Source organism: Selenomonas sp. oral taxon 478, from assembly GCF_001189555.1.
Taxonomy (GTDB): Bacteria; Bacillota; Negativicutes; order Selenomonadales; family Selenomonadaceae; genus Centipeda; species Centipeda felix.
Genome location: NZ_CP012071.1, coordinates 1,727,077 through 1,745,802 on the forward strand (window position 1 = coordinate 1,727,077; position 18,726 = coordinate 1,745,802).

The 18,726-nt window shown below is 60.6% G+C and carries 20 protein-coding genes; all 20 read left to right on the plus strand.

The annotated features are described in order from the left end of the window. The 20 genes from aspS to pknB all read left to right on the plus strand — a co-directional run bounded on the left by aspS (position 1) and on the right by pknB (position 18,719). Positions 1-1,809 carry an aspartate--tRNA ligase gene (aspS, locus tag ADJ74_RS08025; RefSeq protein ID WP_050343327.1) on the plus strand — a complete coding sequence of 603 codons (1,809 nt, stop codon included), beginning with the start codon at positions 1-3 and terminating at the stop codon, positions 1,807-1,809. 75 nt (positions 1,810-1,884) lie between these two features. Then, complete coding sequence (locus tag ADJ74_RS08030) at positions 1,885-2,610, plus strand: WecB/TagA/CpsF family glycosyltransferase (RefSeq protein ID WP_050343331.1); 726 nt, start codon at positions 1,885-1,887, stop codon at positions 2,608-2,610. 67 nt (positions 2,611-2,677) lie between these two features. Beyond that, on the plus strand, positions 2,678-3,310 hold the full coding sequence (locus tag ADJ74_RS08035; RefSeq protein ID WP_009442736.1) for a phosphatidylserine decarboxylase: 633 nt from the start codon (positions 2,678-2,680) through the stop codon (positions 3,308-3,310). Continuing rightward, complete coding sequence (gene pssA / locus ADJ74_RS08040) at positions 3,307-4,020, plus strand: CDP-diacylglycerol--serine O-phosphatidyltransferase (protein WP_050343333.1); 714 nt, start codon at positions 3,307-3,309, stop codon at positions 4,018-4,020. Before ADJ74_RS08035 ends, pssA begins: the two co-directional genes overlap by 4 nt. A 1-nt stretch (position 4,021) precedes the next feature. Next, positions 4,022-5,296 carry a glycosyltransferase family 2 protein gene (locus tag ADJ74_RS08045; RefSeq protein ID WP_050343338.1) on the plus strand — a complete coding sequence of 425 codons (1,275 nt, stop codon included), beginning with the start codon at positions 4,022-4,024 and terminating at the stop codon, positions 5,294-5,296. Positions 5,297-5,357: 61 nt separating this feature from the next. Then, complete coding sequence (gene queD / locus ADJ74_RS08050) at positions 5,358-5,738, plus strand: 6-carboxytetrahydropterin synthase QueD (RefSeq protein ID WP_050343340.1); 381 nt, start codon at positions 5,358-5,360, stop codon at positions 5,736-5,738. A 1-nt stretch (position 5,739) separates the two neighbouring features. After that, entirely contained in the window at positions 5,740-6,471 is a 732-nt protein-coding gene (locus tag ADJ74_RS08055; RefSeq protein WP_050343342.1) for a 7-carboxy-7-deazaguanine synthase QueE, read from the plus strand. Positions 6,472-6,609: 138 nt separating this feature from the next. Next, positions 6,610-7,437, plus strand: coding sequence for an amidohydrolase family protein (locus ADJ74_RS08060; RefSeq protein ID WP_050343344.1), 828 nt, complete (start codon positions 6,610-6,612; stop codon positions 7,435-7,437). A gap of 8 nt (positions 7,438-7,445) precedes the next feature. Further along, on the plus strand, positions 7,446-7,916 hold the full coding sequence (gene def / locus ADJ74_RS08065; RefSeq protein ID WP_039980968.1) for a peptide deformylase: 471 nt from the start codon (positions 7,446-7,448) through the stop codon (positions 7,914-7,916). Between the two features lie 5 nt (positions 7,917-7,921). Further along, positions 7,922-8,860 carry a methionyl-tRNA formyltransferase gene (gene fmt, locus ADJ74_RS08070; RefSeq protein ID WP_172664542.1) on the plus strand — a complete coding sequence of 313 codons (939 nt, stop codon included), beginning with the start codon at positions 7,922-7,924 and terminating at the stop codon, positions 8,858-8,860. Next, positions 8,857-9,687 (plus strand): DUF116 domain-containing protein, encoded by an 831-nt coding sequence (locus ADJ74_RS08075; protein ID WP_050343349.1) that lies wholly within the window; start codon positions 8,857-8,859, stop codon positions 9,685-9,687. Before fmt ends, ADJ74_RS08075 begins: the two co-directional genes overlap by 4 nt. Continuing rightward, positions 9,688-11,037, plus strand: coding sequence for a 16S rRNA (cytosine(967)-C(5))-methyltransferase RsmB (gene rsmB / locus ADJ74_RS08080; RefSeq protein WP_050343351.1), 1,350 nt, complete (start codon positions 9,688-9,690; stop codon positions 11,035-11,037). Then, on the plus strand, positions 11,034-12,074 hold the full coding sequence (rlmN, locus tag ADJ74_RS08085) for a 23S rRNA (adenine(2503)-C(2))-methyltransferase RlmN (RefSeq protein ID WP_050343354.1): 1,041 nt from the start codon (positions 11,034-11,036) through the stop codon (positions 12,072-12,074). Before rsmB ends, rlmN begins: the two co-directional genes overlap by 4 nt. A gap of 42 nt (positions 12,075-12,116) precedes the next feature. Further along, positions 12,117-12,290, plus strand: coding sequence for a secretion protein HlyD (locus ADJ74_RS11605; RefSeq protein WP_071844306.1), 174 nt, complete (start codon positions 12,117-12,119; stop codon positions 12,288-12,290). 48 nt (positions 12,291-12,338) lie between these two features. Next, complete coding sequence (locus ADJ74_RS08090) at positions 12,339-13,082, plus strand: FhaA domain-containing protein (RefSeq protein WP_050343357.1); 744 nt, start codon at positions 12,339-12,341, stop codon at positions 13,080-13,082. After that, the gene (locus ADJ74_RS08095; RefSeq protein ID WP_050343359.1) at positions 13,082-13,522 is read left to right on the plus strand and encodes an FHA domain-containing protein; all 441 of its coding nucleotides are present in this window, start codon (positions 13,082-13,084) and stop codon (positions 13,520-13,522) included. The genes ADJ74_RS08090 and ADJ74_RS08095 overlap by 1 nt, the downstream gene beginning before the upstream one ends. 4 nt (positions 13,523-13,526) lie before the next feature. Then, positions 13,527-14,240, plus strand: a complete 714-nt coding sequence (locus ADJ74_RS08100; RefSeq protein ID WP_050343361.1) for a Stp1/IreP family PP2C-type Ser/Thr phosphatase — start codon at positions 13,527-13,529, stop codon at positions 14,238-14,240. Next, a complete protein-coding gene (locus ADJ74_RS08105; RefSeq protein WP_050343364.1) occupies positions 14,237-15,508 on the plus strand; it encodes an FtsW/RodA/SpoVE family cell cycle protein in 1,272 nt (423 codons plus the stop codon). The genes ADJ74_RS08100 and ADJ74_RS08105 overlap by 4 nt, the downstream gene beginning before the upstream one ends. Beyond that, on the plus strand, positions 15,505-16,908 hold the full coding sequence (locus tag ADJ74_RS08110; RefSeq protein WP_050343365.1) for a penicillin-binding protein 2: 1,404 nt from the start codon (positions 15,505-15,507) through the stop codon (positions 16,906-16,908). Before ADJ74_RS08105 ends, ADJ74_RS08110 begins: the two co-directional genes overlap by 4 nt. Before the next feature lie 53 nt (positions 16,909-16,961). After that, positions 16,962-18,719: a Stk1 family PASTA domain-containing Ser/Thr kinase gene (gene pknB, locus ADJ74_RS08115; protein WP_050343367.1), complete on the plus strand. Its 1,758-nt coding sequence runs from the start codon at positions 16,962-16,964 to the stop codon at positions 18,717-18,719. Positions 18,720-18,726 lie beyond the last annotated feature (7 nt).

Below are 18,726 nucleotides of genomic sequence, written 5' to 3' on the forward strand. Positions count from 1 at the left end.
ATGGAAACGATGCAGGGAATGAAACGGACACATGGCTGCGGCATACTGCGCAAGGAGCAGGTGGGTGAAGAAGTAACGCTGTGCGGCTGGGTATCGCGCCGCCGTGACCACGGCGGGCTGATCTTTGTCGATATGCGTGACCGCTCGGGATTTGTGCAGATCGTCTTCGATGAGGCGGCAATGGCAGAGGGGACGTTCCACGAGGCGGAGACGCTGCGCTCGGAGTTCGTTCTCTGCGTGCGCGGCACGGTGCGCGCACGCAGTGCGGAGACGGTCAATCCGAACATGGCGACAGGGGAGATCGAGATCGTCGTCAGCGAGCTGCGGATTCTCAACAAGGCAAAGACGCCGCCGTTCTATATTCAGGATGGCGTCGATGTGGACGAGATGATTCGTTTGCGCTATCGCTACCTCGATCTGCGCCGCCCCGAAATGCAGGCGAATATGATCCTGCGTCATCGCGTGACGAAGATCATGCGCGATTTCTTTGACCGCAGCGGGTTCCTTGAGATCGAGACGCCGATGCTCTGCAAGAGCACGCCCGAGGGGGCACGCGACTTCCTCGTGCCGAGCCGTCTCAATCCGGGCGAGTTCTATGCGCTGCCGCAGTCCCCGCAGATCTTCAAGCAGCTGCTCATGGTCTCGGGCTTTGAGAAGTACTTCCAGATCGTGCGCTGCTTCCGCGATGAGGATCTGCGCGCCGATCGTCAGCCTGAGTTCACGCAGCTCGATATCGAGATGTCCTTTATGGATCAGGACAGCATCCTCACGCTCATGGAGGGGATGGTCAAAGAGCTGTTTGAAAAGAGCATCGGCGCGAAGATCGAGACGCCCTTCCAGCGCATGTCGTGGGATGAGGCAATGGATCGCTTCGGCTCGGACAAGCCCGATCTGCGCTTCGGCATGGAGCTGCAGGACATTACGGACTATGTCGGCGGCTCGGACTTCAAGGTATTCAACGCCGTCATGGAGGCAGGCGGCCGCGTGAAGGTCATCAACGTCGAGGGCTATGCGAATATTCCGCGCCGTGAGCTGGACGGTCTCGTCTCCTATGTGCAGGGCTACGGTGCAAAGGGACTAGCGTGGATTCAGTACACGGAGGAGGGGGTAAAGTCGCCCTTCAAGAAGTTCTACTCCGATGAGACCTTTGAGACGATCAAGAATGCCGTCGGGGCAAAGACGGGGGATCTGCTCCTCGTCGTCGCCGACCAGCCGCTCGTTGTGGCACAGGCACTCGGCGAGCTGCGCCTTGAGATGGGCCGTCGCCGTGGATTGATCGATCCCGATGCGCTGCGTTTCCTCTGGGTTGTGGACTTCCCAATGTTCGAGTACAGTGCGGAGGAGAAGCGCTACAAGGCGATGCACCATCCGTTCACCGCGCCGCGCGATGAGGACGTTCCGTTCCTGAAGTCCGACCCTGGCCGCGTCAAGGCAAATGCCTATGACATGGTGCTGAACGGCGTTGAGATCGGCGGCGGCAGTCTGCGTATCTACAGCAGTGATCTGCAGGAACAAGTCTTTGAGGCACTTGGCTTCACGCCGGAGGAGGCACGCGCACGCTTCGGCTTTATGATGAATGCCTTCGAGTACGGCACGCCGCCGCACGGCGGACTCGCCTTCGGCCTCGATCGTCTCGTGATGTTGATGGCAAAGCGCCGCTCCATCCGTGACGTGATTGCCTTCCCGAAGACGCAGAGCGCATCGGATGTGATGAGCGAAGCACCTGCGACCGTCGATGAGAAGCAGCTGCGTGAGCTCTATATCCGCACGGCTGTGCCGAAGAAGAAGGCAGACGAAGCTGCACGGTAAAACGGTACGACGAAGCATTTCGAGGGCGTCCCATGCGGACGCTCTCTTTTCGCGAGACAGAAGGAGGAATTGCGCTTGGCAGAGCGGGTGAATATCCTGGGGGTCGATGTCGATGCCGTCACGATGGCGGAGGCTGTCGATGTCGTGCGCCGTGCCATGGACACGCGTGCGGGCGTTATGGTTGCGACGGCGAATGCCGAGATGCTGATGCGTGCGACGCATGATGAGGAGCTGCGCCGTATCCTGAATGCGTCGGCACTCGTTGTGCCCGATGGGGCAGGGACGGTCTGGGCGGCACGTCACCTCGGGCACGCGATGCCCGAGCGCGTCGCGGGCTACGATCTGGCGCAGGAACTCCTGCGCTGTGCCCCTGCCGAGGGGCGGCGCGTCTACTTCTTCGGCTCTGCGCCCGGCGTTGCGGAGAAGGCAAAGGCAAAGGCGGAGCAGCTTTATCCCGGCATCGAGATCGTGGGGGTGCGCAACGGGTTCTTTTCCCCTGCGGACAATGCGGCGATCATCGCGGAGATTCGCGCAGCACGCCCTGACCTCCTGCTCGTCGCGCTCGGCGTGCCGAAGCAGGAGAAGTGGATCGCCGCGCATCTCGCAGAGCTTGACGTTCCCGTCGCCATCGGCGTCGGCGGGACGCTCGACGTCATGGCGGGCGTGATGAAGCGCGCACCGCACTGGATGCAGAAGGCAAAACTGGAATGGCTCTTCCGCGGGCTGATGCAGCCGAAACGTGCAGGTCGTCTGCTGGCGCTGCCGAAATTCGTCCTGAAAGTGCACGCATCGCGAAAATAAGAGCCGTATCTGTGGACAAAGAATAGGCTTTCCATTATAATGTGAGAGAAAAAGGAGGCGCGTCTGCGTGGTCATTGTCAGTGAAGGCTATAAGTTTATTGGCGCCGCACTCGTTTTGGCGGTTATTTTTGGATACTTTGCGCATCCGTATGCCGCGCTCCCGTTCGTCGTGCTGGCGTGCTATTTTGCCTATTTCTTTCGCAGCCCGACACGTACGATCGCCGCAAACGAACATCATATTCTGTCGCCTGCCGACGGCACGGTGACGGAGATCTCCTCTGTGGGCGTGGATGATTTCGTTGGAGAGCCGTGCAACAAGATCGTCATCTTCATGTCGGTCTTTAACGTGCACGTCAACCGCAGTCCGATCAATGGGGAAATCAAGCTGCAGAAATACTACTGCGGTCGTTTTCGTCCCGCTTACAAGGACGAGGTCGGCTTTGAAAATGAACACCATCTGATCGGCATTGACCGTGGTGATCTGCGCATCACGGTAAAGCAGATCGCGGGCATCCTCGCGCGGCGCATCGTCTCGTGGGTGACGCTCGACGACCGCATGAAGCAGGGAGACATCTACGGCATGATCCGCTTCGGCTCCTGCCTTGAGATCGTGATGCCTGAGCGGGCGCAGATCCTCGTGCGGGAAGGCGAAAAGGTGCAGGGCGGCAGGACTGTCCTGGGGAGGCTTGAAGGCGAATGAATTACAGACGATTTCTGCCGAATCTGTGTACGGCGATGAATCTGTTCTTTGGTATGTGTTCCATCCTGTCAACGGCAGAAGGCCATCTTGACTGGGCGGCGATCTTCATTCTGCTCGCGCTTGTCGCGGACGGCATGGACGGACGCGTGGCGCGTGCGCTCGGCGTCTCCAGTGAGTTCGGCAAGGAGATGGACTCCCTCTGCGACCTCGGCTCATTTGGCATCGCCCCCGCGCTGCTCGCGTGGAAACTGGCCCTCTTCTCCCACGGGCTCGTCGGTGCAGCGGCGGCGATCTGCTTTGCCCTCTGCGGAATGTGGCGCCTCACGCGATTCAATGTGAATGCCAATGTGGTGCACGGCTACTTTATGGGGCTCGCCATTCCTGCGGGCGGGAATCTCGTCGCCATGTCGGCGTGGCTCTTTCTCTCGCTCGGCATTAACCCTGCCGACTATGGGCTTCTTTATCCCGCCGCGGTCGCTGTGACGGGCTATCTCATGGTCAGTCACGTCCACTACCCGGATTTTAAGGGGGGCGGAGAGCGGATTTACTTTGTATCCAAGCTCGTCGCACTCATCGTGTTCGCCGGCATCCTCTATGTCGGACGGACGGCTGTTCTGCCCGCTGTCTTTACGGCGATTTTTGCGGCGTATGCGCTCTTTGGCATCGTCAACCATGTGACTGCGCTGACGATGCGGACGAGGGAAAGCTGATATGACAGAGATCTTTCATGCACTCTCGCCCTATCTGCCGGCACATGTCTTTGACATCATCATGGTGCCGATGCAGATCCTCCTCCTGCTCTTCACGCTGTATTTTTTCTTCATCGGCTTCTGCTGTCTATGGCGGCATGGGGAGAAAAAAATCCTGACGCCGGAGAAGACGTTTGCTGTCGTCGTCGCCGCGCACAACGAGGCGGCGGTCATCGGGCAGCTCATCGAAAATCTGCAGCGGCTCGACTATCCCAAGGAACTGTACGACATCTATGTCATTGCCGACAACTGTACGGACAATACGGGGGAGATCGCGGAGAAGGCGGGCGCCATTGTCTGCACGCGCACGCATCCGACGAAGAAGAGCAAGGGCTTTGCGCTTGAGTGGATGTTTGAGCAGCTCTTTGCGATGGACAAAGAGTACGATGCCGTCGCCATCTTCGATGCGGACAACCTCGTACACCCGAATTTCCTCAAGGAGATGAACAACCGCCTCCTCAAGGGAGACAAAGTCATTCAGGGCTATCTGGATGCGAAGAATCCATACGACACATGGGTGGCGGGGACATTTGCCATCGCGTTCTGGGTCATCGACCATATCTCGCATCTCGCAAAGACGAACATCGGTCTCTCGGCGTGCCTCGGCGGTACGGGCATGTGCATTACGACGGACGTGCTGAAGCGGCACGGCTGGCGCGCGACCTGCCTCACCGAGGACATGGAGTTCACGATGAAGCTGCTTGCTGAGGGCATCAAGACGACGTGGGCGCATGACGCCGTGGTCTACGATGAGAAGCCGCTCACGTTCAAGCAGGCGTGGAACCAGCGCAGACGCTGGGCACAAGGACAGTTTGACGTGGCGCACCGCTTCATCCCGATCATGATCCGCGAGGGATGGAAACGCCGCGACATACGCATCTGGGATGGCTGCATCTATCTTCTGCAGCCGCATTTCCTCATGATCTCGACGTTCTTCATCATCATCAGCTATGTGCAGCTGGCGTTCCCGCCGTTTTATACGAGTATCTACAAATTCCTGCCGTCGCAGCTGATGACGGCGATCATGATCGGGCAGTATCTTCTGCCCATGATTATCCTCATCAAGGTACGTGCCAAGCTGAAGGCGTGGTTCTATCTGCTCCTCTATCCTGTGTTCATCTATTCGTGGATACCGATCATCTTTCTCGGGTTCATCCATCGAAATGAGCATGAGTGGAGCCATACGAAGCATACGCGCGCCATGAGCATGGACGAAGTGATGAGCGATGTGAAATAATGGCATCGAGAGAGGCTGCTGCACGCGTGCGGCAGCCTTTTGACAAACGAAGGAGAACAGAATGTATACACTGCGCGTTGAAGGCGCATTCGAGGCGGCACACCGCGTTGTCGGGTATCCTGGGAAGTGCGACCGCCTGCACGGGCATAACTGGGTCGTTGAGGCGGTGTTTCGCGGCACGGAGCTCGACGATCTCGGAATGATGATCGACTTTAAGATGGCAAAGGCAGCGCTGATGGCGGTATTGGATGAGTTCGACCACCGCTATATCAATGAAATTCCGCCGTTTGATGCCGCGGCGAATCCGACGGCGGAGAATCTGGCACGGATTATTTTTGAGCGTCTTGCCGTGCGTCCTGAGGTTACGGCGACAGCGGTGCATCTCGCTGCGCTGACCGTCTGGGAGACGCCAAAATCATCTGTCACGTATGAGAGGGACTGAAATGAACGAGAATATCATCGAGATTTTCTCGACGGTTCAGGGCGAGGGGAAGTACGTCGGCTGCCGGCAGGTGTTCCTCCGCCTTGAGGGCTGCAATCTCCACTGCAGCTACTGCGATACGAACAGCGCGGTCGGAATGCACCCCGACTGTGTCGTGGAGGAGGGAGCGGGGACGTATCATCTCGTCCCTTACCCGAATCCCATCTCGCCGCAGCGTGCGGCGGAGCTGGTGGAGATCGCGGCGGCGGGCGTACCGCATCAGGCGCTCAGCATTACGGGCGGCGAGCCGCTGCTGCACGCTGCGTTCATCCGCGCCCTGGCGCTGCATGTGCATCTGCCGATTTATCTGGAGACGAACGGAACGCTCCATGAGGAACTGAAAAAGTGCGTTGACTGCGTGGCGGGCATCAGCATGGACATCAAGCTGCCCTCTGCGACGACACATCCCGTCTGGGATGCGCATGTGCGCTTTCTGGAGATCGCAAAGGCGAAGGATACGTGGGTCAAGATTGTCGTCGCGGGGGAGAGCCCTGACGGCGAAGTCGATACCGCCATTCGCCTCGTGGCGGATATCGCCCCGGAGACGATGCTGATTCTGCAGCCCGTGACGCCCTACGGCGGATGTACGAAGCCCTCACCCGAGCAGCTGCTCGCATGGCAGGAGAACGCGCTGCGGCGCCTTGCACATGTGCGTGTGATTCCGCAGACCCATCGGATGATGGATATGCTTTAGGGGCGCACGGATAAAGACCTCGGTGCATGATTCCCACAAAAACTATTGACGGATATGGTAAACTAAAACAAAACGATCACAGGAATTAAGGGATCGCTGAACGTATCAGCGATTTCTTTGAGGAAAGAACAACAGACGATGAAGATTATTGACGCCCATCTGCACTATGGCAGAGGGGAGTATTTTGATACCGTCGCACGTGCGGCGGGGCACGAGAACACAGAGGCGGCTCTGCGGCGCGACTGCCGTGCAGCGGGGATTGTCCACGGCGTTATCATGGGCAATCTCCCCGTGGAGGAGCTCGCGCCGAACTATCCCGATCTCTTTCACTACTGTGTCGGGATCGCGGGCGACGGCGGGCAGACGGAGATGAGCGCTGCGCGCATTGAGCAGCTCCTGCCTGCCCTCGAGCAGCATCTTCGGAGCGAGCGCTGCGTCGGCATCAAGCTCTATCCCGGCTACAATTATTTCTATATCTATGACGATATGCTTGCCCCCGTTTACGAACTGGCAGCACGGTACGGAAAGCCCGTCGCCGTACACACGGGACTGACTGCGACGGAAAAGGCGCTGCTGAAGTATGCGCATCCGAATGTCATGGATGAGGCGGCGACAAAGTTCCGTCAGGTGAATTTCGTCATGTGCCATCTGGGGGAGCCGTATTTCGTTGATGCCATTGCGGTGATGGAGAAGAATCCGAATGTCACCGCTGATCTCTCGGGGATGCTTGAGGGAAAGATTGTGGATTTCGAGCGCTTCTGTGCGCGGAAGCATTTCTATATCGAGCAGCTGCGCGGCTGGCTCGCGTACCTGAATGCGTACGATCGGCTGATGTTCGGCACGGATTGGCCGCTGGCAAACTTCGGCGACTATGTCGCATTCACGAAGCTCCTCATTCCCGAGGAGCACTGGGATGCTGTGTTTTATGAGAATGCGGTGCGGATCTATCATCTGCGCCTGACATGAGGAATACTATGGCGATACTTGACATCAAGAAGGCGGGGGATCCCGTCCTGAAACAGACGGCGGAGCCGATCGAACGCCTCACGAAGCGGCATCGACAGCTGCTCGACGATATGGCGGAAACGATGTATGCTGCTGACGGCGTGGGCCTTGCTGCGCCGCAGGTGGGGAAGTCTCTGCGCATCGTTGTGATCGACGTGCAGGATGAGCACGGGCTCTTGGAGCTCGTCAATCCCGTCATCACCATGCGTGAGGGCAGCGTGACGGAGTCGGAGGGGTGCCTCTCCGTGCCGAAGGTGTACGGTGATGTGGAGCGCGCGGAGCGCGTGACGGTGGAGTATACCGACCGCCGCAGCCGCCGCCGCACATTGACGGCGGAGGGGCTTTTGGCGCGCTGCATTCAGCATGAGTGCGATCATCTTGAGGGGCGCCTCTTCATCGATATTGCCGTGCGCCTGCGCAAGGGGGAGGAAGAGGAATGACGCCGATGCGTACCGTCTTTATGGGGACGCCGGATTTTGCCGTGGCGATTCTTGCGGCGATGGCAGAGCGGCGCGATCTCACGGATATCGTCGCCGTTGTTACGCAGCCGGATCGCCCGCGCGGGCGCGGGAAGAAACTCAGCCCCTCTCCGGTCAAGGCGTGGGCGCTGTCACATGACATTCCCGTCCTCCAGCCTGCGCGCGCACGTGATGCGGCATTTGCCGAAGAGCTGCGCGCCCTCCGTCCCGATGTGGCGGTGGTGGCGGCATTCGGGCAGATCCTGACGCAGGAGATTCTGGATATCCCCGTGCATGGCTGCATCAATGTGCACGCGTCCCTGCTCCCGCTGTATCGCGGTGCTGCACCGATTCAGCACGCGGTGATGGACGGTGCCGAAATGACGGGGATTACGACCATGCAGATGGATGCGGGGCTCGACACGGGGGATATGCTCCTGCGGCGCGAGGTTCCCATCCATAGGGATACGACGTACGGAACGCTCCACGATGCCCTGATGAAGACGGGAGCGGCGCTCCTCGTGGAGACGCTGGAGCAGCTTGCCGCAGGGGTGCTCACGCGTACGCCGCAGACGGGGGAGAGCAGCTATGCCGCACGCATTACGCGCGAGACGGCACAGATCGACTGGTCGCGTACGGCACGGGAGCTCGATGCTCTCGTGCGCGGGCTGAACCCTGTGCCCTACGCGGAGACGCATCTGGGGGACGCACGGTATAAGATCGGTATGCTGTCCCTCACAGGGGAGCGGACCGATGCGCCGCACGGCACCATTCTCACGGCAGATCGGCGGGCAGGCCTGCGCGTCGCAGCGGGCGATGAGATCGTGCAGGTGACAGAGATTCAGGCACCCGGGAAACGGATGATGGCGGCATCCGACTTTTTGAACGGCTTTGCACTGACCACAGGAGCACGTTTTACATCATGAGTACGGAGACATTGACGGTCAACGGCGGCAAGGCGGGGGAGAAGAAGACGATTCGCCTGCCCTCACGGCCAAAGAAGCGTCTCTTCATCGGGATGCTCCTGCTCGTGACATTGCTTGCTGCCGTACTTCTCTTTGGCATTTGGTACATCGGCGTGCCGGGGCTCGAGCGCATCCAGCCGCTTCTGCCGTGGGCGATCGGTGCTCTGCTGACGGGCGCGGTACTCCTGTCCTTTTTCGGCATCTTCAACATGGTGCTTGCCGTCGCGGGGCTGCCGTACCTCCCGTGGATGAAGCGACAGACTTATGAGCTGATCAATCTGCTCTTTCCTGCTGCCGTACGCCTTGGAGCGCTCTTTGGCGTCAAGCGTCGTCGGCTGGAGGGCTCGTTTATCGCGGTCAGCAATCTGCTCTTTCACCGCATGCACATCCGCGTGCCCGCCAACCGCCTGCTCGTCGTAACACCGCACTGCCTGCAGCTCGCGAGCTGCCCGCACAAGGTGACGCGCGACCCGAACAACTGCAAGCGCTGCGGCGGCTGCAACATTGGCGATCTCGTCACGCTCTCTGAGGAGATGGGGTTCCATTTCTTTGTCGCGACAGGCGGGACACTGGCACGGCAGGTCGTCTACAACACGCGGCCGAAGGCGGTGCTTGCGATTGCGTGCGAGCGTGATCTGATGAGCGGCATCCAGGATGTCTTTCCGCTTCCCGCCGTCGGGGTGCTCAACATCCGCCCGAATGGTCCCTGCTACAATACGAGCGTGGATATGGCGGAGGTGCGCCGTCAACTGGAAGAAATCATCGAATCGAAGAAAAAGGACGTATAGATGCCAAAGCCGTACGATGCGAATAAAATCGACCGCATACGCGAGCAGGCCATGCAGGTGCTCCTGCGTATTCACAGTGAGGGGGCCTATGCTAATGTGGCGCTGGCAGAGGAACTGCGCATCGCACAGATGACGGAGCGCGACCGCCGTTTTCTGACAGAGCTGGTCTACGGCACGGTGAAGGCGGGCGAGACGCTCGACGTCATGATCCGCCGCTATGTCGCCGACCTAAAAAAGGCACAGCCGCCCATACGAGAGCTTCTGCGCCTTGGCTTTTACCAGATCTTCTTCATGGATAAAATTCCGTCGTCCGCCGTTTGTCATACAGCGGTGGAGCTCGCGAAAAAACACGGCGGAAAGGGTGCGGCGTCCTTTGTCAACGGCGTCCTGCGGACGGCGCTGCGCGAGCCGAAGCGTGCAGCACTCCCTCAGGGGCATGATGCACGCTCGCTTGCCCTGCGGATGCAGCATCCCGTGTGGATGGTGGAGCGGTGGCTGCGCGACTACGGCTATGAAGAGGCAGAGCGGCTGTGTCGCTGTGACAATGAGAGTGCACCGCTCACGCTGCGGACGAATACCCTGCGCACGAGCCGCACTGCCCTCATGGAGCGACTGACGGCGGCAGGCGTTCGCGCCGAGGCGTCGCTGCACGTTCCCGAGGGCATCCTCCTGCGCACGCATGGGGCGCTCGATGCGCTCGCGCCGCTGCGTGAGGGGCTGGCGCAGGTGCAGGACGAGAGCTCGATGCTCGTGGCGCATGTCCTTGGGGCAGAGCCCGGCATGACGGTGATCGATGCCTGTGCCGCCCCCGGCGGCAAGACAACGCATATCGCTCAGCAGATGGAAAATCGCGGGCGCATTTTAGCGTTTGATATCTATGAGGAAAAGCTGGGGCGCATCATGCGCAACGCGGAGCGGCTCGGCATCTCCATCATCGAGACGCAGCTCCTCGATGCGCGTGAGATTGGTGCGCACTATGGTGTATGTGCTGACCGTGTTCTCGTGGATGCGCCGTGCTCAGGGCTCGGCGTCCTGCGTCGCAAACCCGATGCACGCTGGCGCAAAAGCCCGTCGGACGCGAAGACCTTGCCGCCGCTGCAGCTTGCGATTTTGGCGAGTGCGGCACAGACAGTGAAGCGGGGCGGTGTCCTCGTCTACAGTACCTGCACGATGGAGCGCGGCGAGAATGCCGCCGTGGTAGAGGCGTTTCTGCGCGGGCATGAGGACTTCGTCCTCGAGGAGACGGGGGCATTTTTGCCGGAGCAAAAAACAGCAGATCGCATGGTACAGATCATGCCGGAGACGGGCGGGCCGGACGGCTTCTTTATCGCCCGTATGAGACGCCGATGAATATTTTTGGATGGATGAAGACAGAGCTTGCCGATGCCCTCCGCGAGGAGGGGATTCCCCGCTTCCGTGCCGATCAGATCATCCGCTGGATGTATCAGCGCGGCGCGGTCTCTTTTGATGTCATGGACAATCTGCCGAAGCTGCTGCGCGCGCAGCTGGCGGAACGCTTTTCAATCGAGCGGCCGCAGGTCGGTGCGCGCCTGACGTCGGCAGACGGCGCGACGATCAAGCTGCTCTATGCGTTTGCCGATGGGCAGACGGCGGAGACGGTGCTTATGCGCCATCCCTATGGCAACAGTGTCTGTGTCTCGACGCAGGCGGGCTGCCGCATGGGCTGTGCATTCTGCGCGTCGACGTTGCACGGCCTGGCGCGTAATTTGACCGTGGGGGAGATCGCCGCGCAGGTGATTGGCATGGCGGATTACCTGCGGCAGGAGGGCGCGCGCGTCGATACCATTGTCGTCATGGGCTCGGGCGAGCCGATGGAGAACTACGATAACGTAATCGGCGCGCTGCGCCTTTTGCATGCGGAGGAGACCATCGGGCTCAGCTATCGCGGGATGACGCTCTCGACCTCGGGGATTGTTCCGGGAATTTTGCGCCTTGCGGAGGAGGGGCTTCCGATCTCGCTCTCCATTTCGCTTCACGCGCCGACGGAGGAACTGCGTTCCTCGCTGATGCCTGTCAACCGCATGTACCCCATGGCGGAGGTGCTGCGGGCGGCACAGACCTATGCCGCGCGGACGAAGCGGCGTGTGACCTACGAGTACATCCTCATCCGTGATGTGAATGACGGCGTGCGCGAGGCAGAGCAGCTCGCACGCCTCCTGCGCGGACAGCTGGCAAGCGTCAATCTCATCCCGATCAACCCCGTTGCCGAGCGGCATCTCTTTCGTCCGCCGCGCGAGACGGTGCTTCGCTTTCAGCGGATTCTCGAGGCGCATCATGTCACGGCGACCGTGCGCCGCGAGATGGGGACGGATATTCAAGCGGCCTGCGGACAGCTGCGCAGCCGCCTCATGGAAGCAGGACTATAATTTTTTCAAGATTTATGCTATGATATAGGAATCGCTGATAAAATGAAGTCCGTCGGATTGGTGCAGATTTTTTGTCCTGTCAAGGAGACAAACCGGACGCATAGCAGGGGCTATGTGGAGGATTTGTCGACACAGACAGGGCGGAAAAGATGTACTAAGACGGCGGTGCTGAATTCATCAGTGCTTCCTATTAGAAGTTGTTTTGTATTTGTATGAAGCATGTGGATTTTCCTGTGCTTTGCGACCAAAGGAGAGCGATGCACGATGATGGATCGCGTGGAATCGTTTCTGGGGGATCACATCGAAGGTTTTTTTAACCGCAAGTTCAGCAGTCATCTGGAACCCGTGGAACTGATCAAGGGGCTGGAAAAAGAGGCGAAGCGTCAGAACAGCGCCTCTCTTGCCAATGCGTATATCATCTCTCTCGGGACGGAGGACTATCAGCGGCTCTGCTCCCACCGTGTGGTGGATGAGCTGGGAACGGCACTCAAGCGCTGTATCATCCGTGAGGATCTCTATATGGAAGGGCGGCTCAGCATTTCGTTTGACGTTGACGCGTCCCTGCGCGCGGGCTCATACCGTCTGGTGGGGCGGATGCAGCAGGATCACGTACCGGAGCCGAGCGACGCCGTTCCGCATGACACGCTCGCGCAGACCATCGTGCTTGAGCGGCCATCCCTGCGTGATGGACGTTGTCTCGATCTGCCGCCCGAGCATGAGCTCGCGGAGCTCACGGTACTCAGCGGGGCGGATGAGGGCGTTGTGATGCCGCTCGGCGAGCGCAAGATCTATATGGGGCGGATGCCGCGCAATGAGTTCATCCTGACGGACAGCAATATTTCCCGCGTGCATGCGTGGGTTTCCTACGAGCGGCATCGGCATGTTCTCTACGATGCGCAGAGCCGCAACGGTACATTTATCAACGGAGAGCGGAGAGAGATGCAGTGTCTGAGGAATGGAGATGAGATCTGCCTCGGGACGACGGCGCTCCGCTATGAGGTGCGCTGATGCCAGCACTGGTTCTGAAAGCACTGCGCGTTGTCCTAGAATACGGCGCGCTGCTCTGGCTCGCCTATGCCGTCCTGCATCTTGGGCGGCAGATGTTCACGGCGCTGCGTGCCGATATACGAGCACCGCACACGCCGGCGCAGACCGCCGGGGCGGCGGCACTTGTCGTGCTTGCCGGCGAGGGGCTGGAGGGGCGGCGTTATCCCGTGGGGCATGAGCTGTCCATCGGGCGCAGTCCGGACAATGACATCGTTCTTGACGACAGCTTCGTCTCGCATCATCATGTCCTGATTTATCAGCGCGAGAACGCGTATATCGCAGAGGATCTCGGCAGTCGGAATCACACGTATCTGAACGACGGTCAGCTCAGCGGGCGCGCCTATCTGCGCGCGGGTGATGTCCTGCGCATCGGTGCTGTGTCGCTGCGGTTTGAGAGGTAAATACATGATCGAGGTTTCAAGCGCATCGGACATCGGACGCGTGCGCACATCGAACGAGGACAGCTGCGGCGTGTTTTCGCCCGCTGTTTACGTCGTGGCGGATGGGCTCGGCGGACACGCGGCAGGCGAGGTGGCAAGCCGCATCGTCGTCGCCGCTGTGCATGATATGGCAAATGCCGGAGAGCCCATTGACACGGCAGCGCTCAAGAGTGCCGTCCTGCGCGCCAATCAGCAGGTGCTGGATGCTGCCGCCAAGAACTCCGCCTATGAGGGGATGGGCTCGACGGCGACGGTGCTTCATATCGACGAGGAGTCGCAGACGGCGTGCTATGCGCACGTCGGTGACAGCCGTCTCTATCTCCTGCGCGCCGGGGCGCTGCGCAGGATTTCGCGCGACCACTCCTACGTGGAGGAATTGGTTGCCCGTGGGGAACTGAGCGAGGCGGAGGCGCAGCATCATCCGCGCAAGAACTATCTGCTGCGTGCCGTCGGGGTCGAGGAGCGCCTGCACGTAGATGGAGATACGTTCCCCGTCATGGCAGGAGACCGCTTCCTCCTCGCCACGGACGGTCTGACCAATATGGTGGAGGATGCGGATCTGTGTGCGCTGCTCGGCGGGAATCCAGATGATGCAGCGCGGCAGATGGTGGAGCGTGCCCTCGATGCGGGCGGGACGGACAATGTGACGGCGATTGTCATCGCCTGTGATCCGTCATGATGCTCAAGACGAGACTCGCCCCGCTGGGCATTCTCCTCTGCGGACTCGGTGTTCTCCTGCTGAAGCATGGGGCGGGACAGCCGGGGTGGCATTTTGACTGGCAGCGAGATCTGCCCTATCTGCCCGATCTCGGCGTCCTCGTGCTCTGCGGTGCGGCGGGGTACATCTTGGCGGCGCGGCGTCATCTGGACACGGTACCACTTGCCCTTGCCTATACACTTCTCGCTGTGGGGCTCATCGAGGTGGCGCGGCTGAAGCCCGATCTCTTTGCCGCACAGCTGCGCTGGGCATGTGTCGGCACTGCCGCGTGGATGCTGGTGCTCCTCTTTTGGGCACGGCTGCGTCGGATGCTCGCCTATCCCTATGTGCTCGGTGCAGCGACGACCATCGTTCTGCTCCTGCCGCTGCTCTTTGGCGTCTCCATTGGCGGCAATAAGAACTGGCTGGCATTCGGCGCGTTCTCTGTGCAGCCCTCGGAGTTTGGAAAAATCCTTCTCGTATTCTTCCTCGCGGCGTATCTTGCCGATCATCATGCCGTGCTGACCCTGCCGGCGCGCCGCGTTGCCTTTCTTCATCTGCCGCCCGTGCGCTTTATCGCGCCGCTCGTGGCGCTCTGGGGGCTCTCGGTGCTGATGTTTGTCATTGCACATGACCTCGGCGCGGCGCTCTTCTTCTTTGGCATGGCGGTGGTCATGACCTATATGGGGACGGGGCGCAAGTCGTATGTGTTCCTCGCCGGCGTATTCATTCTGGCTGCGGCGGCACTCAGCTATATGCTCTTTGGGCACGTGCGCGTGCGCTTTGATATCTGGATGCACCCATGGGCAGATCCCAACGGGATGTCGTATCAGATCGTCCAATCCCTCTTTGCCATCGGCAGCGGCGGCGTCTGGGGGACAGGGCTCTCCGAAGGTCATCCCGGGCTCATCCCCGAGGTGCACACCGATTTTATCTTTTCGGCGATTGCCGAGGAATTTGGGCTGATCGGTGCCGTTTTTGTCCTCATGGCGTATGCGCTGCTCTTTTGGCGCGGCATTCAGATCGCGCTGCGGCAGGCGCGGATGGAGGAGACGCTGCTCGCTGCGGGGGCTGCGGTCGCGCTCCTGCTGCAGGCGTTCATCATCGTGGCGGGCGTCACGAAACTCCTGCCCCTGACGGGCATTACCCTGCCGTTTGTTAGTTACGGGGGCAGCTCGATGGCGGCGAGTTTTGTCTTCCTCGGGATTCTGACTGCGCTCTCTGCCCCACGCAAGGAGGCGGCATCATGACGGATGGAAAAATGCGCCGCCACATCGCAGCGGCGGCAGCCTGCCTCCTCGTCCTCATCGCCGTCCAGATCCTCTATCTGGTCAAGATTTCCGTGTGGGACGGCGCATCGCTCGCTGCGCATCCGCTCAATATGCGCTCTGCCCTCATGGAGGAGGATATACGGCGCGGGCGCATCCTCGATCATACGGGGCGCGTTCTTGCGGGGAGCGATGCCGCAGGAAACCGCTCCTATCCCTATGGTGCTGTACTCGCCCCCGTGACGGGGTACCGCACGGATCGCCATGGGGCGACAGGCATCGAACAGACGGAGGGGACGCCGCTCAGCGGCGTGACGAACGATGTCGCGGGCATGGGGCCGCTGCGCACCCTGCTCCGCGCCGATGCGGGCTATGATGTCCGCCTCACCGTCGATGCGGAGCTCTCACAGACTGCGTATCGTGCCCTCGGTGAACACCGTGGTGCCGTCGTCGTGATGGATGCGGAGACGGGCGCACTCCTAGCGATGGTGAGTACGCCGTCCTTTGACCCGTCCGTGACCGAGCGCTCATGGGATACGCTCTCGTCGCGTGCGGACAGCCCGCTCGTCAATCGCGCCGCGCAAGGACTCTACCCGCCCGGCTCGACCTTCAAGACCTTGGTCGCCGATGCGGCACTTGCCACGGGCGTCACGACGACGGACGAGATCTTCGACTGCACGGGTGAGCTCGCGATCGGCAGGGACTATGTCCTGCATGAGCCGCATGGCGAGGTACACGGGCGTCTGCGTCTGGCGGATGCCCTGCGCGAATCGTGCAACATCACCTTTGCGACCCTCGCTATGCGCATGGGGGACAAGGGACTCAGCGATGCCTTTGACCGCTTCGGGATCGGGGCAGAGCTGAACGCGCCGGAGGTTTCCATGGCGGCTGCACATGTACCCGCACTGCACGGGCTGAGCGATGGGGAGATCGCTCAGCTCGGCTTCGGGCAGGGACAGCTGCTCGTCACGCCGCTGCAGATGGCACTCGTTGCCGATGCGTTCGCAAACGGCGGGCGCATCATGCAGCCCTACCTCGTGGACGCCGTCCTGACGACGGGCGGCATCGCACTTGAGACATCCAGCCCAAAGGTTTGGCGGACGGCGACGACCCCCGAGCGTGCGGGCATCATCGACGGGGACATGGCGGGGGTTGTCGCCTCCGGGACAGGTACGGCGGCGGATGTCGCGGGCGTGCGCGTGACGGGCAAGACCGGTACGGCGGAGAACGCCACCGGTACGGATCACGCATGGTTCATCGGGTCGGCCGAGCGCGGCGGGCGCAAGATCGTCCTCTCCGTCCTCGTGGAGGAGGGCGGATTCGGCGGCAGAGCCGCGGCGGGCATCGCCCGTCAGATCATACGTACATATTTCGAGGGCTGACGCCCTCACGAATCGAGCCTCCCATACAGGCAGAGGCGATAGGAGGAACAAACATGGTCGAGCGTGTCTTGGATGGACGCTACGCACTGGAGATGCTCGTAGGCAGCGGCGGCATGGCAGATGTCTATCGGGCGAAAGATCAGCTCCTGGAGCGCACTGTCGCCGTAAAGATTCTGCATCAGCAGTATGAGCACGACACGGAGTTCATCGGACGCTTCCAGCGCGAGGCAAAGGCAGCGGCGCGCATTACGCATCCCAACATCGTCAATGTCTACGATGTCGGTGTCGCCGAAGGGCGTCACTACATCGTCATGGAATATGTGCCGGGGCGTACGCTGAAGGAACGCATCAAGGAAGAGGGCGCGCTGCCTGTGGCACAGGCACTCCACATAGCAAAACAGATTGCCGGTGCACTGGCACAGGCGCACGCGAACAATCTCGTGCACTGCGACATCAAGCCGCACAACATCCTCGTCATGCCCGACGGGAATGTCAAGGTGGCGGATTTCGGCATCGCGCGCGCGGTCACCGAGTCCACCATGACCTACAACGACAACATCATGGGCTCAGTGCACTACTTCTCCCCGGAACAGGCGCGCGGCACGATCATCACGCCGAAGTCCGACGTGTACTCCCTCGGCGTTGTCCTCTACGAGATGCTCTCGGGGCATATTCCCTTTGACGGCAATACGGCGGTGAGCATTGCGCGCAAGCATCTCGAGGAGGAGCCGCAGCCGCTTCGCCGCCTCGTGCCCGGCATTCCTCCCGTCGTTGAGGCCCTCGTGGCCCGCATGATGGCAAAGGATCCCGCCCAGCGGCCGGACAGCAGCACCCTTGCGGCGGATATCGCCCATACGGAGCAGCTGCTGCGCGGCGATCAGACGACCGCCGTCCCCGCCTTTGATCCGGATGCGACGCGCGTCCTCAGCCCGCAGGAGGCACAGGAGATTCACGCCGCCGTGCCGGTGGAGGATAATACGAAACCCGTACCGGTGAATGAGCGGCCGTTCTATCAGAAAAAGAAGTTTAAGTTCGGCATTGTCCTCGTTCTTCTCTTGGGTTTTTTCACCGGATTTTTCCTCAGTTTCGGCAAGTTCTGGAGCTCAGTCGAGGTCACTGTGCCCGATGTGACGGGAAAACAGCTGACGCTCGCACGTCAGATCCTCGAGGATCAGCATCTGCGTGTCACCGTGGCGGAGACCTATGATGCGTCTGTGCCCGTCGGCATCGTCGTTTCACAGACACCCGAGGCGGGCATGACGGTCAAGGAAGAGCGCACAGTCACCATCTACGTCAGCAAGGGCGGCGAAGAGATTGAGATGCCGAACCTGCGCGGACTGAAAAAGGAAGACGCCATCAGCAAGCTCGAAAAGATGGGGCTGCGCCTCGGCTCGGCATACGAGACGTATTCGGATGAGGACAGTGGTACAGTCATTTCGCAGGATCCGCGCAGCGGGTCGCGCATCAGCAAGGGGCAGAGTGTTGATATCACCGTCAGCAAGGGGCAGAAGGTCAAGAAGGTTGCTGTTCCCGATGTACAGGGCGTCCCGCTTGACCGCGCACGCGCGATGCTGGAGGGCAGCGGCCTGAAGGTCGGCGGCACGTCGGAGGAAACGAGCACACAGGCAGAGGGGACGGTCATCCGTCAGTCGCCTGCGGCGGGGGCCGAGACAGAGGCCGGCACAGCCGTGCGCCTGACCGTTTCAAGCGGCAAGGGTGCTGAGACGAAGAACAGCGGGAAAAACAGCGAACCGAAGAAGGGCGATAAAGACCCTGCGGGACGACGCATCCAGACGGAAAAGACAGAGTAGGGAGGCG

Excerpts from the sequence above, each read along its gene's own strand:
- fmt (WP_172664542.1), top strand. The coding sequence starts at position 7,922 with ATGCGTACCGTCTTTATGGGGACGCCGGATTTTGCCGTGGCGATTCTT.
- ADJ74_RS08055 (WP_050343342.1), top strand. The coding sequence starts at position 5,740 with ATGAACGAGAATATCATCGAGATTTTCTCGACGGTTCAGGGCGAGGGG.
- def (WP_039980968.1), top strand. The coding sequence starts at position 7,446 with ATGGCGATACTTGACATCAAGAAGGCGGGGGATCCCGTCCTGAAACAG.
- ADJ74_RS08100 (WP_050343361.1), top strand. The coding sequence starts at position 13,527 with ATGATCGAGGTTTCAAGCGCATCGGACATCGGACGCGTGCGCACATCG.
- ADJ74_RS08090 (WP_050343357.1), top strand. The coding sequence starts at position 12,339 with ATGATGGATCGCGTGGAATCGTTTCTGGGGGATCACATCGAAGGTTTT.
- pknB (WP_050343367.1), top strand. The coding sequence starts at position 16,962 with ATGGTCGAGCGTGTCTTGGATGGACGCTACGCACTGGAGATGCTCGTA.
- ADJ74_RS08075 (WP_050343349.1), top strand. The coding sequence starts at position 8,857 with ATGAGTACGGAGACATTGACGGTCAACGGCGGCAAGGCGGGGGAGAAG.
- rsmB (WP_050343351.1), top strand. The coding sequence starts at position 9,688 with ATGCCAAAGCCGTACGATGCGAATAAAATCGACCGCATACGCGAGCAG.
- ADJ74_RS08110 (WP_050343365.1), top strand. The coding sequence starts at position 15,505 with ATGACGGATGGAAAAATGCGCCGCCACATCGCAGCGGCGGCAGCCTGC.
- ADJ74_RS11605 (WP_071844306.1), top strand. The coding sequence starts at position 12,117 with ATGAAGTCCGTCGGATTGGTGCAGATTTTTTGTCCTGTCAAGGAGACA.
- queD (WP_050343340.1), top strand. The coding sequence starts at position 5,358 with ATGTATACACTGCGCGTTGAAGGCGCATTCGAGGCGGCACACCGCGTT.
- ADJ74_RS08045 (WP_050343338.1), top strand. The coding sequence starts at position 4,022 with ATGACAGAGATCTTTCATGCACTCTCGCCCTATCTGCCGGCACATGTC.
- ADJ74_RS08095 (WP_050343359.1), top strand. The coding sequence starts at position 13,082 with ATGCCAGCACTGGTTCTGAAAGCACTGCGCGTTGTCCTAGAATACGGC.
- aspS (WP_050343327.1), top strand. The coding sequence starts at position 1 with ATGGAAACGATGCAGGGAATGAAACGGACACATGGCTGCGGCATACTG.
- ADJ74_RS08060 (WP_050343344.1), top strand. The coding sequence starts at position 6,610 with ATGAAGATTATTGACGCCCATCTGCACTATGGCAGAGGGGAGTATTTT.
- rlmN (WP_050343354.1), top strand. The coding sequence starts at position 11,034 with ATGAATATTTTTGGATGGATGAAGACAGAGCTTGCCGATGCCCTCCGC.
- pssA (WP_050343333.1), top strand. The coding sequence starts at position 3,307 with ATGAATTACAGACGATTTCTGCCGAATCTGTGTACGGCGATGAATCTG.
- ADJ74_RS08105 (WP_050343364.1), top strand. The coding sequence starts at position 14,237 with ATGATGCTCAAGACGAGACTCGCCCCGCTGGGCATTCTCCTCTGCGGA.